The 13,282-nt window shown below is 71.8% G+C and carries 13 protein-coding genes and 1 tRNA gene; 8 read left to right on the forward strand and 6 right to left on the reverse strand.

Going from position 1 to position 13,282, the window contains the following annotated elements; genetic code table 11:
- Positions 1-337 precede the first annotated feature (337 nt).
- From ACQE3L_RS05590 to ACQE3L_RS05600, 3 genes are all read left to right on the forward strand, one after another.
- Complete coding sequence (locus ACQE3L_RS05590; RefSeq protein ID WP_426962792.1) at positions 338-1,105, forward strand: topoisomerase DNA-binding C4 zinc finger domain-containing protein; 768 nt, start codon at positions 338-340, stop codon at positions 1,103-1,105.
- Between the two features lie 62 nt (positions 1,106-1,167).
- Positions 1,168-2,313: a tRNA-intron lyase gene (endA, locus tag ACQE3L_RS05595; RefSeq protein ID WP_426962793.1), complete on the forward strand. Its 1,146-nt coding sequence runs from the start codon at positions 1,168-1,170 to the stop codon at positions 2,311-2,313.
- Positions 2,310-3,980, forward strand: coding sequence for a tryptophan--tRNA ligase (locus ACQE3L_RS05600; RefSeq protein ID WP_426962794.1), 1,671 nt, complete (start codon positions 2,310-2,312; stop codon positions 3,978-3,980). Before endA ends, ACQE3L_RS05600 begins: the two co-directional genes overlap by 4 nt.
- Positions 3,981-4,086: 106 nt before the next feature.
- Here the strand turns inward: ACQE3L_RS05600 and ACQE3L_RS05605 are convergent, their stop codons facing one another.
- Together ACQE3L_RS05605 and ACQE3L_RS05610 are read right to left on the reverse strand one after the other, a co-directional pair.
- Positions 4,087-4,440 (reverse strand): DUF5518 domain-containing protein, encoded by a 354-nt coding sequence (locus ACQE3L_RS05605; protein WP_426962795.1) that lies wholly within the window; start codon positions 4,438-4,440, stop codon positions 4,087-4,089.
- 78 nt (positions 4,441-4,518) lie between these two features.
- Positions 4,519-5,043: an Rrf2 family transcriptional regulator gene (locus ACQE3L_RS05610; RefSeq protein WP_426962796.1), complete on the reverse strand. Its 525-nt coding sequence runs from the start codon at positions 5,041-5,043 to the stop codon at positions 4,519-4,521.
- A 415-nt stretch (positions 5,044-5,458) separates the two neighbouring features.
- Between ACQE3L_RS05610 and ACQE3L_RS05615 the strand changes: the two genes are divergently transcribed.
- On the forward strand, positions 5,459-6,352 hold the full coding sequence (locus ACQE3L_RS05615) for an NAD+ synthase (RefSeq protein WP_426963103.1): 894 nt from the start codon (positions 5,459-5,461) through the stop codon (positions 6,350-6,352).
- 24 nt (positions 6,353-6,376) lie between these two features.
- On the opposite strand, the gene ACQE3L_RS05620 is transcribed toward ACQE3L_RS05615, so the two are convergent.
- Positions 6,377-7,798: a M28 family peptidase gene (locus ACQE3L_RS05620; protein WP_426962797.1), complete on the reverse strand. Its 1,422-nt coding sequence runs from the start codon at positions 7,796-7,798 to the stop codon at positions 6,377-6,379.
- A 135-nt stretch (positions 7,799-7,933) separates the two neighbouring features.
- Between ACQE3L_RS05620 and ACQE3L_RS05625 the strand changes: the two genes are divergently transcribed.
- A tRNA-Gly gene (locus ACQE3L_RS05625) sits at positions 7,934-8,004 on the forward strand.
- Positions 8,005-8,161: 157 nt separating this feature from the next.
- Here the strand turns inward: ACQE3L_RS05625 and ACQE3L_RS05630 are convergent.
- From ACQE3L_RS05630 to ACQE3L_RS05640, 3 genes are all read right to left on the reverse strand, one after another.
- A complete protein-coding gene (locus tag ACQE3L_RS05630) occupies positions 8,162-8,527 on the reverse strand; it encodes a cupin domain-containing protein (RefSeq protein WP_426962798.1) in 366 nt (121 codons plus the stop codon).
- A gap of 65 nt (positions 8,528-8,592) precedes the next feature.
- Entirely contained in the window at positions 8,593-8,877 is a 285-nt protein-coding gene (locus ACQE3L_RS05635; protein WP_426962799.1) for a hypothetical protein, read from the reverse strand.
- A gap of 71 nt (positions 8,878-8,948) precedes the next feature.
- Positions 8,949-9,860, reverse strand: a complete 912-nt coding sequence (locus tag ACQE3L_RS05640; protein ID WP_426962800.1) for an acyltransferase — start codon at positions 9,858-9,860, stop codon at positions 8,949-8,951.
- Positions 9,861-10,042: 182 nt separating this feature from the next.
- Between ACQE3L_RS05640 and ACQE3L_RS05645 the strand changes: the two genes are divergently transcribed.
- The 3 genes from ACQE3L_RS05645 (at position 10,043) to ACQE3L_RS05655 (ending at position 13,280) form a co-directional block, all read left to right on the forward strand.
- Complete coding sequence (locus tag ACQE3L_RS05645; protein ID WP_426962801.1) at positions 10,043-11,104, forward strand: aldo/keto reductase; 1,062 nt, start codon at positions 10,043-10,045, stop codon at positions 11,102-11,104.
- 609 nt (positions 11,105-11,713) lie between these two features.
- Positions 11,714-12,436 (forward strand): glycerophosphodiester phosphodiesterase, encoded by a 723-nt coding sequence (locus ACQE3L_RS05650; protein WP_426962802.1) that lies wholly within the window; start codon positions 11,714-11,716, stop codon positions 12,434-12,436.
- Positions 12,437-12,524: 88 nt separating this feature from the next.
- Entirely contained in the window at positions 12,525-13,280 is a 756-nt protein-coding gene (locus ACQE3L_RS05655; protein ID WP_426962803.1) for a coenzyme F420-0:L-glutamate ligase, read from the forward strand.
- Positions 13,281-13,282: the final 2 nt, after the last annotated feature.

The following is a 13,282-nucleotide window of genomic DNA, read 5'->3' on the forward strand; positions in this document are numbered from 1 at the left end:
GCGCTCACGGCGACGCTGGAGACACCGCCCGCTGCGGTGCTTACTTCGTCCGGGCGGGATCGAGCCGGCTGCCCCTTTCAGTCCCACCCTGCACCGCGACCGCACAGCAGCCTCACACCTCCCCAGCCTTGGCCGCGGGCCGGGCGCGGAAACCGCACCGCATCGCGCCCGGCCCGCCGCCTCCCTCGCGCGCGTTCCTCGCGCGCGCCGACCGCTACAGTACCGCGGTCGTCGACGCGTTCCGCCACCATGCCCTCGTGACCCTCCAGTTCGTCTCGTCCCCGTATTTCCGCGTTCGTGCGAACGCTGAAGTCGGGTACCGCGGCGAAGGGGTCGCATGCCGAAACGCCTCCGCGTGCTCGCCGGCGACTGCACCGTCACCTTCTCGGGCGACCGACAGCGCACCCAGCGCGGCCGCGTCGTCGTCCTGATCAAGCCCGACGACACCACGCTCGTCCACGACGCCGACGGCTACCAGCCCGTCGAGTGGCTCACCCGCCCCGATTCCGTCACCGTCGAGGGCGACGGCGACGCCTTCACCGTCACCGCGCGCGACGGGGGGTCGACGCTCCGAGTCGTCGCCGAGGAGGCGACCGCCGCCCGCGCGCTCCCGGTCACGGAGGCCGGCACCCCGGTCGGCACCTGCCCCGACTGCGGCGGCCCGCTCGTTAGAACCGGCGGCGACGTGGTCTGCGGGGGGTGTGCGGAGCGCTGGGGTCTCCCCGCGGGCGCGACCGTCACGGAGGGGACCTGCGAGGACTGCGGCCTCCCCCGGATCCGCGTCGAGCGCGGCGAGGTCTTCCGGCTCTGTCTGGACCCGGGGTGCGAGTCGCTCGCGGACGCCGTGACCGAGCGGTTCGACCGCGTCTGGGACTGCCCGGACTGCGGCGCCGACCTCCGCGTCCGGACCGCGCCGGGACGCGTCTACCTCGGCTGCGAGGAGTACCCCGACTGCGAGACGACGTTCTCGGTCCCCTCGGGGACCGTCGTCGACGACTGCCCCTGCGGACTGCCGGTGTTCGAGACGCCGACCGGCCGGCGGTGTCTGGACGGCACCTGCGACCGGTGGGAGACCGCGACCGACGGCGGGCGACCGCGGCTCTGAGCGACCGTCCCGACCGACGCGCGACCGCAACCCGTTTACGCCGCCCGGCCGCCGTTTCGGGCATGCAACCACAGGGGACGCTTCGGGGCGACGCCGTCCGCGTCGGCGGCGACGCGCGCCAGCGCTTCCACGACTCCCGGGGGTACGGCCGCCCGCTGTCGGGCAACGAGATCGCGCTCTCGCGCGTGGAGGCGGCCCACCTGCTGTTCCGGGGCGACCTCGACGCGGTCATCGTCGACGGCGACGAACTCGGCTTCGAGCGGTTCTTCGCGGACGCCGCGGCCGCCGCCGACCGCTTCGCCGTCCGATTCCTCGTCTACGCGGAACTGCGCGACCGCGGCTTCTATCTCTCGCCGACGCGCGAGGAGTGGCCGGGCGGGCGACTCGCGGCCGCCGACCCCAACCACGCCGGCGACGCGGACGCTATCGACTTCGTCGTCTTCGAGCGCGGCTCCGGCCCCGGCGACGGGACCGAGTCGGTCGAACACCGGGTTCGCGTCGTCGGCGAGCGCGAACCGATCCCGGTCGCCGAGATCGCGGGCCAGACGCTCGCCGTCGTCGACGAGGAGAGCGACATCACGTACTTCGCGGCGACCGAGCCGGAACTGTCGGGCGTGACCGACTTCGAGCCGCCGGGCGATCTGGCCGGGACGCTGCTGTCCGACCGCGTGATCGTCTGGGACGCGCCCGAGCGCCTCCACGAGCGGGGCTTCTACGGCCAGCCGCTCTCCGGGCGGGACGCGGCGGTCGAGGGCGCCCTCCAGCTCTCGCTGGTCGAGGCCGCGGCGCTCGCGGCGGAGGGGCGGCTGACGCTCGACCGGGCGGTCTCGGACGGGGGCGGCTCCGACGGCCGGGAGCGGTCCCCCGACACCGACTACGACGCCGTGGTCGCGCGCGGACGAGCCGTCGAGGGCGAGCGGTTCGACCGCCGGCTCCGGACCTACGTCGACCTCCGCGCCCGCGAGATGGTCCCCAAGACCGGCTTCAAGTTCGGCGCCGACTTCCGGACGTACCTGGACGTGGAGACGGTCGAGGACCTGCCCCACTCCGAACACCTCGTGCGCGTGGTGGAGCCGGACCACGTCTTCGCGCCGCGGGAGCTGTCGCTGGACGTGCGGCTCGCCGGCGGGGTCCGCAAGCGAATGGTTTTTGCGCTGGCCGGAGCGAACTCCATCGACTACCGTTCGGTAGCACGAGTGACGCCATGACCGACGACACCCACCCACGCGAGGACGCGACCGCGGTCCCGGAGGGCGAGGTCTCCGACCCCGCCACCGCCGACCGGCCGGCCGCGACCGACGGAGGCACCGACACCGCAGCAGGCGCCGACGACGTGGAGCTGGACCCCTGGGGGTCGTCGACCGTCGCCGACTACCGGAACCTCTTCGAGGAGTTCGGCATCGAGGAGTTCGACGACGTGCTCCCCGACGTGTCCACCCCCCACTACCTGATGCGCCGCGGGGTCATCTTCGGCCACCGCGAGTACGACGCGGTCGCCGAGGCGATGGCCAACGACGAGCCGTTCGCGGCGCTGTCCGGCTTCATGCCCACCGGCGACCCGCACATCGGCCACAAGCTGGTCTTCGACGAGCTGATCTGGCACCAGAAGCAGGGCGGCGACGCCTTCGGGCTGATCGCCGACCTCGAGGCGCACTCCGCCCGCGGGATGTCGTGGGACGAGATCGACGAGCACGCGCGCAACTACCTGCTGAGCCTGCTCGCGCTCGGGTTCGACGCCGAGGAGGGCGAGCTCTACCGCCAGTCCGACAACCGCGAGGTGCAGGACCTCGGCTTCGAACTCGGCTCGAAGGCCAACTTCTCGGAGTTCGAGGCCATCTACGGCTTCGACGGCGAGACGAACATCTCGCACCTGCAGAGCGTGATCACCCAGACCGCGGACATCCTCTACCCCCAGCTCGTCGACGAGCCGAAGCCGACCGTCATCCCGGTCGGGCCGGACCAGGACCCGCACGTTCGGCTCACGCGGGACCTGGCGGTCCGCATGCGCTTTTTCAAGGTGACCGAGGCGTTCGCGAGCTTCGAACTGGACGACGACGAGCGCCAGCTCGTGCGCGCGGCCTACGACGCGCTCGCCGCGGGCGCCGGGGACGAGGACGGCGAGGAGACCGACGGAGACGGGGCCGACGTGAGGTGTGAGGACGCCGTCGAGTGGCTGGGCGAGTACGGCCCGGTCCCGGAACTCGCGGACGCGAAGGAGGGCGCGCTCCGGAAGCTGGAGGCGGGCGGGAAGGAGCCGCTCCGGCCGCGGGTGCGGTTCCTGAACCGGAACGCGACCGACGAGGCGTTCGAGGCGCTGATCGACGCCGTCGAGGGCGACAAGCGCGTCTTCGAGGGCCACGTCGACGCGTTCGACCTCTCGCGGGTCGAGGCCGAGGAGCTGGCCCGCGAGGTCGAACTCGACCACGGCGGCTTCGGCTTCCGGCAGCCCTCCTCCATCTACCACCGGTTCATGTCCGGGCTGACGGGCGGCAAGATGTCCTCCTCCATCCCCGCGAGCCACATCTCGCTGCTCGACGACCCCGAGGACGGCTACGACAAGGTGAAGGCCGCGACGACCGGCGGCCGGTCCACGGCCGAGGAACAGCGTGAGAAGGGGGGCAAGCCGGACGAGTGCCCCGTCTACGAGCTGTACGCCTACCTGCTGGCGGCCGACGACGACGGGCTGGCGAAGGAGGTGTACGAGGAGTGCGCCGGCGGCGAGCGGCTCTGCGGCGGCTGCAAGGAGCAGGCCGCGGAGCTGATGGAGGAGTTCCTCGCGGACCACCAGGAGAAGCGCGCGGAGGCGGAGGAACTGCTCGCGGACCTCGATATCGACCTCTCCTCCGCCCGGCGCGGCACCGGCGGCGAGCACTGACCGGTCGCTCGGGGATTACCGCGCGGCCGCATTTCTGCATTTATCTTCCGGCCGCAGTTCCGCATTTATCGACCGGTGTGACGGCGATTCGCCGGAAGGGGTCGGATCAGAACTCGTCCCGCACGTAGATACCGAGCACGCCGCCGAGCGCGCCGAACGCGGCGCCGTACACCAGCGAGAGGGCGACCGCGAACAGGACGAACAGCACGCCGGCCGCGGCGATCCCCGGCTCGGGGACGAACGGGACGACGAACAGGATCAGGCCCAACACGAACAGCATGGGGAGGCTCGCGATGCCGCCCGCGAGCGCCCCGACTTTCGCCCCGTCCGTCGGCTCGCCGCCCTGCAGGTATCCGGCCAGCGCGCCGCCCAGAACCGGCGAGAAGGGGATCCACGAGAGCACGACCGCGGTCGCCGCGCCGAGCGCCGCGTTGAGGAGGGTGTTTCCGTCGGTGTCCATACGCCTCCCGGCACGCGAGCGGTGATAAACCCTCGCCGGGCGCGGCACGGCGTGGCGGACCGGTCGGAGCCGGACCGCTCAGTCGTCCGGCTCGGTCCGGATCGACGCCACGTCGATCAGGAGGACGTTCTCCCCGATGTCGGTCGTCTCGACGATCCCCGAAACGCGGAGGTCCGCCGAGGGCGTGGGCCCGACCGTCACCTCGTCGCCGATCCCGAAGGCGCCGATCGGCCCGCGGACGACGACCTCCGCGCGACACCGCTCGGGGTCGTGGACGCTGGTGAAGTCGATCTCCGAGACGGTCGCGTCCGGGACCGGTTCGCCCTCGCGCTCGAGGGGGACGGGCGCCGTCTCCTCCAGCCGGTCGACGTCGAGCGTCTCGTACGCCTCCGTCGTGGGCCGGTAGCCGCCCTTGGGACCCGGAACGCCCTCGACGAGCTGGAGGGCGCGCAGGCTCTGCATCCGGTTCCGGATCGTTCCCGGGTTGCGGTCGACCGCCTCCGCGATGTCACGCCCCCGAACCGCCCGTTCGTCCCCCTCCGCGAGGTTGACGAGCGACGAGAGGATCCGCTTCTGGGTCGAACTCAGCTGTACCGTCGACATGGAGGAACGAACCGGACAGAAATAGATAAACGTTCGCATAATACGGCCTTATACTGTTGAACAAGCTAAGAGAAATCCGAGAAAGAACAAATATGGACACGCTCAATACGATTTGGAAGACGTTTGACGATCTTTCAACTTTCGGCCAGTCCGAAACGCCGAACCGGCGATCCGTCGCCGAGATCGGGAGGAAACCGACCGCCCGTCGACCGTGTTCGCGGGCCGACCGCCGGCCGTCCTCGTGGTCGCGACTGCTGCGCCCCTGCCGGCGATACGTCCTTAAATCGTTTGTACGGGACATTTTTCCGTAGTGGGACATCAACTCCGATATAGATGGATGATACTTATTCGAAAAGAGTGAGAAGAAAACGCACGTTTGGATCGTTTTGAGATGAGTGATCGATCGAGGCTTCCGATGGACGAGCCGATTCGGGGAACCACCCCCGTGGGGGGCGACGCGGCGGCCGCCGGTGACGGCGTGAGCGCCGACGGCGGCGCCCGCGGCGCGGCCGTCGACCCGGTCCCGGAGGTGGACGCCGACGCCGAGCGCGAGCGGATCGGCGCGTTCCTCCGGCGGTCGGTCGCGGCCGCGGACGCCGAGGGGGTCGTGGTCAACATGAGCGGCGGGCTGGACTCGACGGTGACCGCGGCGCTGGCCGTCGAGGCGCTCGGTCCCGAGCGCGTCCACGGGCTGGCGCTTCCCTCCAACAAGACGGGGGACGCGAACGCTCGCGACGCGGAGGCGCTCGCGGACGCGCTCGGGATCCGGCTGGACACGGTCCACCTCCAACCGCTCGTCGCGGCGTTCGGCTCGGCGGTGCCGGAGCGGTTCGACCTCCACGGCGACCCGGTGGCGACCGGGAACCTCGTCGCACGCCTGCGGATGGCGGTCGCGTACCTCGCCGCGAACGCCACGGACCGGCTGGTGCTCGGAACGACCAACCGCTCGGAGCGCCTGCTCGGCTACTACACCAAACACGGCGACGGCGCCGCCGACCTCCTGCCGCTCGGCCACCTCTACAAGACCCAGGTGCGGACGCTCGCCGCGGCGCTGGACGTGCCGTCGTTCGTGCTCGACCGCCCCGCGACCGCGGGCTTTCTCCTCGGCCAGTGCGACCGCGACGAGCTCGGCGCCCCCTACGAAGTCGTCGACCCCGTGCTCCGGCTGGCGGTCGACGAGGGCCTCGCCGGCCTGGCCGTCGCCGACCGCCTCGGCGTCGCCGAGGAGACGGTCGCGGACCTGCTCGCCCGGCACGCGGCGAGCGACCACAAGCGGGCGCGCCCGCCGACGCCGGCGGACGGCGACTGACCGGACGACGACGCCCAGCCGGTCCTACTCCCAGCCGGCGGGCCAGAGGTCGGCCGCGCGCATCCCGGTCTCGAAGTCGGCCTCGCGGAAGGCGTCGGCCAACTCGTCCACGTCGAGCCGCGGGAGGTCGGTGTCGGGCTCCGCGAGCTCCGCGACCAGAAGCGCCGTCAGCATCCCGTGTTCGCGGACGTTCCTGTCGTCGACCTTGTCTCGCGTGTCGGCGTGCGTGTGGCCCCACCCGCGGCCGCGCTCGCCGGAGTCGCTGTGGAGCTGGAGCGCGGGCACTCCGCGGCGCACGAACGGCCACTGGTCCGAGAAGGGGTGCGGCTCGCCCTCCACCTCGATTGGGTGCCGCGTTGCCCGCGAGACCGCCTCCGCGACGGCGCCCGTCGCCTCGGAGGTGTGCGAGAGCGCGACCAGGTCCCGGAACCGCCCCGCGCCGTCGACGTTGACGACGCCCGCGACCGAATCAAGGTCCGTCGTCGCCGCGAGGTGCTCGGCGCCGAGCAACCCGACCTCCTCGCAGCCGACCGCGACCACGTCGACCCCGAGTTCGAGGTCCGCCTCCGCGAGGATCCCCGCGGCGGTGACGACCGTGGCGATGCCGCAGCCGTTGTCGAGCGCGCCCTCCGCGATGTCGTGGCCGTCGTAGTGGGCCACGAGCAGGAGGCGCTCGTCGGTGTCCGGGCCGGTCCGTCCGACCACGTTCCGGCTCTCGCCCGGGACCGTCTCGGCGTCGACCGAGCAGTGGACCGACGCGGTCTCGCCGGGCGTGTTCGCGGCGTACTCGCGGAGCCACGCGCCTGTCTCCTTCGAGACGCCGACCGCGGGCGCCTCGGCCTCCTCGCCGAACGTGAGCGAGCCGGTCGGCGGGAGCTGGCCGTCGAGGTGGTTGACGAAGACGAACCCCGCCGCCCCCGCCCCGACCGCGTAGCCGAACTTCTCCATCCGGTGGACGAACCGCCCGCCGGAGGGGGTCGTCGTGGAGGCGACGACGAGTTTCCCCTCCACGTCCACCTCGTCGATCTCGTCGGGCGTGCCGTAGCCGGCGTCCACCAGCTCGGCATCGACCGCGCCCGCGGGCGAGTACGGGAGCGCGAGCGCCTCGAACGAGCGCGTTCGCTCGTCCCCGCCGGTCCGCGCCGGCGTCGTCACCTCCAGCGTCGTCCCGCCGCGGCGCCACGCGTTCATCTCGAAGGCGTCGGTGTGGACGTCCCGGAGCCCCGCCTCGCGGAAGGCGTCCGCGACGAGGTCCGCGGCCGCGCGCTCGCCCTCGCTGCCGCCCATCCGGCTCCCGATGGCGGTCAACTCGGTGAGGAACTCCCACGGGTCGGTTCCGGTCCACGTCCGGCCGAGCGCGGGCGCGAACGCGTCGAGGCGCTCGCGGACGCGCTCGGGATCCGGATCGCCGCCAGCGCCGGTGTCGGCGTCTCTGTCGGTCGACATGTGGCGGTGGTGGCCCTCGGCGGCGATAAGGATGTGGGACGCGGTGACGCGCGCCGACTCGGGGGCGCCGCCGGCTCCGGGGAGCACCCCGAAGCGCTACGTTCAAGTGCGGGCGTCGGGTACGCAGTGGTGCACGCACCGTTGGTCCAGTGGTAGGACATTAGCTTCCCAAGCTAATAGCCCGGGTTCAATTCCCGGACGGTGCATTCTTCGAGCGAAGCGAGACGATCACCGACGGGATTGAACCCTATCGGTCGCAGCCCGGCAGCCCGCCACCGCAGGCAGCCCGGACCGCCTGATTCCGGTTCAATTCCCGGACGGTGCATTCTTCGAGAACTGTCGACCCGCGAGCGCCGCGGCCGCTCAGAGCCGCTCCGCCTCGCGCGTCTTCTCGGTCTCGACGTCGCCGGTGTTGCGCGTGCCGGCCGGCTCGAACAGCAGGACGCGGACCTCCTCCTCGGCGACCGGCCGGTGGTCGACGCCCGCGGGGACGACGCGGAGCTGGTTCGCCGTCAGCGTCGCGTCCGGGCGGTCCCGGAACTCGATGCGGAGCGTGCCGTCGAGCACGTAGAACAGCTCGTCAGCCGCCTCGTGGCGGTGCCAGTCGAACGTCCCGCTGAGCCGCGCGAGCTTCACCTGCTGGCCGTTCAACTCGGCGGCGATCTTCGGCGCCCAGAACTCCTCGATGTCGTCGAAGGCCGCGGCCACGTCCACCGTCTCCTCGTCCATGTCCGACCCTGACGGCTCCGGAGAGGTAGCCCTTGCGGGCCGCCGTCGCGGTCGCAGGCCCCCGATCAGTCCACGTAGCCGAACGCCTCGGCGTCGACCTCCGCCTCGACGTACTCCCGGCCCCGGTCGGTCAGCAGGTAGAACCGGTCGGCCTCGGAGAGCGCGCGGACGTGGTCCCGCTTCCGGAGCTTCGCGACCGCCTCCTCGACCGCGTCCGCCGGCGGGGCGCTCTCCGCGAGCGCCGCGAGGTTCGCGACGATGCCGTCGACGGAGACGGCGATGCCGGACTGGTAGAGCAGGCGAAGCGTCAGGTCGGTGGCGTCGTCCCGCCACGCTGGCGTCTCGGTCATGGATCCTCGCTGGGGCGGCCGCGGGCAAAAGGCGTGTGGCCGGCCGCGGCGCTCGTCGGTGCCCCGGCCCGCTACTCGCCGGCGTCCGGCGGGTTCAGGTCGCGCCCGAACTCGTCGAACACCGCGAGGTCGTCGCCGAGGTCGTAGGGGATCTCGCGCTCGTCCTGCCGGGTGGGGAGGCGGCCGTCCTCGAGTTCGGTCGCGACGGACTCCCACCCCGGCTTGACGCGGATGCTCTTGGCGGGCATCCCGACGACGATGTGGTGGGCGGGCACGTCCCCCTGGACGACCGCGCGTGCGCCGACGACGCTGTTGGCGCCGACTCTGCAGCCGGCGCGGACCATCGCGTCGTAGGTGACGCGGGCGTCGTCCTCGATGACCGTGTGGAAGTTGCGGACCTCGGTCTGGTCGACGATGTCGTGGTCGTGGCTGTAGACGTGGACGCCGTCGGAGATGGAGGCGCGGTCGCCGATCGTAAGCTTCCCGCGGTCGTCGAGGTGAACGTCGTCGTGGACCACGACGTTGTCGCCGACCTCGATGTTGTGGCCGTAGGTGAACGTGATCCCCTTGAAGAAGCGGCAGTCGTCCCCGCAGTCGGCGAAGAGGTGGTCCGCGAGCATCGAGCGGAACCGGAGCGCGAACGCCACGTTGTCCGCCATCGGCGTGGCGTCGAACTGCCGCCAGAGCCACTGGAGGTGCTTCGAGCGCTGGAACCGGTCCTCGTCCTTCTCGGCGTAGTACTCCGACTCCAGCGTCGCGTTACAGGGGTCGTACCCCTGTAGCCGGACGCGCTCGGCCTTCGAGACCGACTCGCCCGCCTGCCACGCCTCCCACGCCTCGCGGTCGCCGTGGAGATCGATCAACACGTCGCGCACGACCTCACAGGTGTCCTCGTCCGAGGAAAGGCGCTCGTCCACCTCGTCGATGAAGCCCCGGACCCCGGCCTCGGCCGCGTCGGGCAGGGAGACGTGTCGCTTTGTCATCGCCGTCAGTTGACCGGGAACCCTCAAAGGGGTTCGGTTGTGCGACGACATCGCGGACGCGTCGCTCCGCGGTCCGTCGCACGCGACTCGCCGCCCCGCGCCGATACATAAATCCCCCCGACGCGACCGACCGCGTGGGAGGAACCGTACCCGCTAAGTGGGCGGATCCCCAACCGTGAGCCATGCACTACCGCGAACTCGGAGATTCCGGCGTCGAGGTGAGCGAGGTCGGGTTCGGCGCGTGGGTCGTCGGCACCGACTGGTGGGGCGACCGCACCGAGGATCAGGCGGTCGAGATGGTCCAGTACGCCCTCGATCAGGGGATAACCTACTTCGACACGGGCGACGTGTACGGGCACGGCGACTCCGAGGAGCTGATCGGCCGCGCGCTCGCGGAGCACCGCGACGAGGTGACGCTGGCGACCAAGATCGGCTACGACTTCTACGACAACCCGCAGGCTGGTCACGGCGAACTCCCGAAGGAGCTGAACGAGACGTACCTCCGCGAGGCGTTCGAGAAGTCGCTCGACCGGCTCGGGACGGACCACGTGGAGTTCCTCCAGCTCCACAACGCCAACGTCGACGAGGTGACCCCCGAGGTCGTCGACGTCCTCCGCGAGTTCAAGGCGGAGGGGAAGGTCGACACGCTGGGCTGGGCGCTGGGCCCCTCCATCGGCTGGCTGGCCGAGGGCGACGCGGCCGTCGAGATGGACGTCTTCGACGCGGTCCAGACGGTCTTCAACCTCTTCGAGCAGGAGCCGGGCGCGCACTTCATCGACACGATCCGCGAGACGGGCTCGGACACCTCCGTCATCGCGCGCGTCCCGCACTCCTCGGGCCTGCTGAACGAGCAGGTGACGCCGGAGACGGAGCTGGCCGACGACGACCACCGCTCGCACCGGCCGGCCGAGTGGTACGAGACCGGCTGGGAGAAGGTCGAGGCGCTGCGGTTCCTCGAACGAAGCGGCGAGCGCACGATGGGGCAGGCGGCCATCGCGTGGCTGCTCGCCCACGACGAGGTGGCGTCCGTCACGCCGACGTTCCGCACCCGCGAGGACATCGACGAGTGGGCGGCCGCCAGCGACGTGCCGCCGCTCACGGACGCGGAGTACGAGCGCGTCCAGGAGCTGTACGACGCGAACTTCGAGATCGACGGCGACGACGGGATGGACAGCCTGCGTTCCTCGGTCGACGGCGAGGACATCGAGGCCGCCGGGCTCGACAAGCGCGCGGCGACCTACTGAGCGCGACCGCCTCGCGGCCCGGTCGCTCCCGGCCGCGGCCCCGAGCGCGGCGGCGGGAGCGTCCCCCGATCCAACTACTTCTCGACGGCAATGGCGAACAGGCAGCGTGGCTCCTCGCTCCGGGACCGGGTCGCTGCGCGCCCGTCTCGTTCGGCCCCGGCCTGCGGTCAGGTCACGGGGCGGATGCCGCGGTATCCCCTTTGAACGTTCGGACGGCGCTCGTGGAACGGTCCGCGCCTCGTCCGCCGCGGAACGCTGGACCCGGCCGGATCGGGAGCGCGGACGGAGCCCCTTCGGTTCCGCTGGAAACCGGCCGACTGCGGCGCGCTCGCGGCCAGACCGTTCACGTTCGCTCCGGTCGGTCGAGCCGCGGTCCCGCGGTTCCGCGGGTGGAGAGGGAACCGTTGCACAGTGCCGCCGCTCGGCGACTGTCGCGGGCGGCTCGGGAGAAAACCCATCGTCACAAGGGGCTCAGTGGGGGTAACCCTTCGTCACCGCCGCCCGTTCGGTTCCACGGGCTCGGCGGTAAAAAGCGTCCTGTCCCGGGTCGACGGCGACCTCCGGGCCGTTCCGCCGAGGATTGATACCGTTTGCCACGAAACGTGACGTATGAGCGACGGGAACGCGGCCGGGGACGCGGCCGAGGGTGAGAGCGCGGGCGAGAACGCGGCCGAGCGCGTGTTCGCCCACCGGGGCTGTGCCGGGCAGTATCCCGAGAACACGGTGGCCGCGGTCCGGCAGGCGGCCCCGCACGTTGACGCGGTGGAAGTCGACGTGCGCCGGTGCGCGAGCGGGGAACTGGTCGTCCTCCACGACCCCGACGTGAGCCGGGTGACCGGCGGCACCGGCTCCGTGGCGGAGATGCGCTACGCCGACCTCCGCGGGCTGGAGGTGCTCGACTCCGGCGAGCCGGTGCCGCGGCTGTCGGACCTGCTCGCGGCGGTCCCCGACGACCTGCTCGTCAACGTGGAGCTGAAGACCGCGGGACTGGCCGACGCGGCGCTCCGCGCGACGGGCCGCGCCGCCAACCCGGTGCTGTTCTCCTCCTTCTCGCGGCCCGCGCTCCGGGAGGTTCGCGAGGCGGACCCCGACGCGCGGCTCGCCGTGCTGTGTTCGAGCGACCCCGACGCGGCGCTCCGGACCGCGCGGGCGGTCGACGCCGAGGCGGTCCATCCCTCGCTCCGCCTCTGTACGGGGACGGGCGTCGTCGCGGCCGCCCGCGAGGAGGGGTTGGCGGTCAACGGCTGGACCGTCGAGACCGCCGCGGACGCCGAGACCCTGCGCTCGGCGGGCGTGGACGGGCTGATCACCGACCGCTGGGACGTGGTCTGAGGGGGTCGACGGCTCGGGCCGTCCGGGAACACCGGATGCACGCGCCACTACCGGCGGGGTTTTTGAGCGCGGGCGCGGAGACGAGGGCATGGAGCTGTTCGCCGTCCCCGACCTCCCCGAGATCAGGGCGGGCGACGACCTCGCGGCGATGGTCGAGGCGCGCGTCGACCTCCGCGAGGACGACGTGGTCTGTGTCGCCAGCACCGTCGTCTCGAAGGCGGAAGGGCGCGTCGTCGACCTCGAGGACTTCCCCGCGAGCCCCCGCGCCCGAGAGGTCGCGGCCCGGCTGGCCGAGGTGACCGGCGAGGAGAAGGACCCCCGGTTCGCGCAGGCCGTCATCGAGGAGTCGACGGAGCTGATCATGGAGGCGCCGTTCCTCCTCACCGCGACCCGGTTCGGCCACGTGACGGTGAACGCGGGCATCGACCGCTCGAACGTGCGCGACGGCGACCTGCTGCTGCTCCCCGAGCGCCCGAGCGAGAGCGCGGCGCGGCTCCGCGAGGGGCTGTCCGCGGACCGCGTCGTCGTCACGGACACCTCGGGTCGCCCGTTCAGACACGGCCAGCGCGGCGTCGCGCTCGGCTGGGCGGGGATGCCCGCGAGCCGCGACTGGCGCGGCGAGCACGACCGCGACGGACGGGAACTGGGCGTGACGGTCCAGAACGTGGTCGACGAACTGGCGGGCGCCGCGAACCTCGTCGCCGGCGAGGGGGCGGACGGCACGCCGGTCGTCGTCGTCCGCGACTGGGAATTCGGCGACCACGACGGCTCGGACGAGCACTACCGCGAGGTCGAGACCGACTTCGTGCGGCAGGCGCTCCGCGGCTGGGAGTACGACGGCTGAGC

The sequence above is a fragment of the Haloparvum alkalitolerans genome (assembly GCF_050122995.1).
Taxonomy (GTDB): domain Archaea; phylum Halobacteriota; class Halobacteria; order Halobacteriales; family Haloferacaceae; genus Haloparvum; species Haloparvum alkalitolerans.

Coding starts and splice junctions, on each gene's coding strand:
- ACQE3L_RS05620 (WP_426962797.1), bottom strand. CDS start 7,798: ATGTCGACCGACAGAGACGCCGACACCGGCGCTGGCGGCGATCCGGAT.
- endA (WP_426962793.1), top strand. CDS start 1,168: ATGCAACCACAGGGGACGCTTCGGGGCGACGCCGTCCGCGTCGGCGGC.
- ACQE3L_RS05655 (WP_426962803.1), top strand. CDS start 12,525: ATGGAGCTGTTCGCCGTCCCCGACCTCCCCGAGATCAGGGCGGGCGAC.
- ACQE3L_RS05630 (WP_426962798.1), bottom strand. CDS start 8,527: ATGGACGAGGAGACGGTGGACGTGGCCGCGGCCTTCGACGACATCGAG.
- ACQE3L_RS05650 (WP_426962802.1), top strand. CDS start 11,714: ATGAGCGACGGGAACGCGGCCGGGGACGCGGCCGAGGGTGAGAGCGCG.
- ACQE3L_RS05605 (WP_426962795.1), bottom strand. CDS start 4,440: ATGGACACCGACGGAAACACCCTCCTCAACGCGGCGCTCGGCGCGGCG.
- ACQE3L_RS05600 (WP_426962794.1), top strand. CDS start 2,310: ATGACCGACGACACCCACCCACGCGAGGACGCGACCGCGGTCCCGGAG.
- ACQE3L_RS05615 (WP_426963103.1), top strand. CDS start 5,459: ATGGACGAGCCGATTCGGGGAACCACCCCCGTGGGGGGCGACGCGGCG.
- ACQE3L_RS05640 (WP_426962800.1), bottom strand. CDS start 9,860: ATGACAAAGCGACACGTCTCCCTGCCCGACGCGGCCGAGGCCGGGGTC.
- ACQE3L_RS05635 (WP_426962799.1), bottom strand. CDS start 8,877: ATGACCGAGACGCCAGCGTGGCGGGACGACGCCACCGACCTGACGCTT.
- ACQE3L_RS05610 (WP_426962796.1), bottom strand. CDS start 5,043: ATGTCGACGGTACAGCTGAGTTCGACCCAGAAGCGGATCCTCTCGTCG.
- ACQE3L_RS05590 (WP_426962792.1), top strand. CDS start 338: ATGCCGAAACGCCTCCGCGTGCTCGCCGGCGACTGCACCGTCACCTTC.
- ACQE3L_RS05645 (WP_426962801.1), top strand. CDS start 10,043: ATGCACTACCGCGAACTCGGAGATTCCGGCGTCGAGGTGAGCGAGGTC.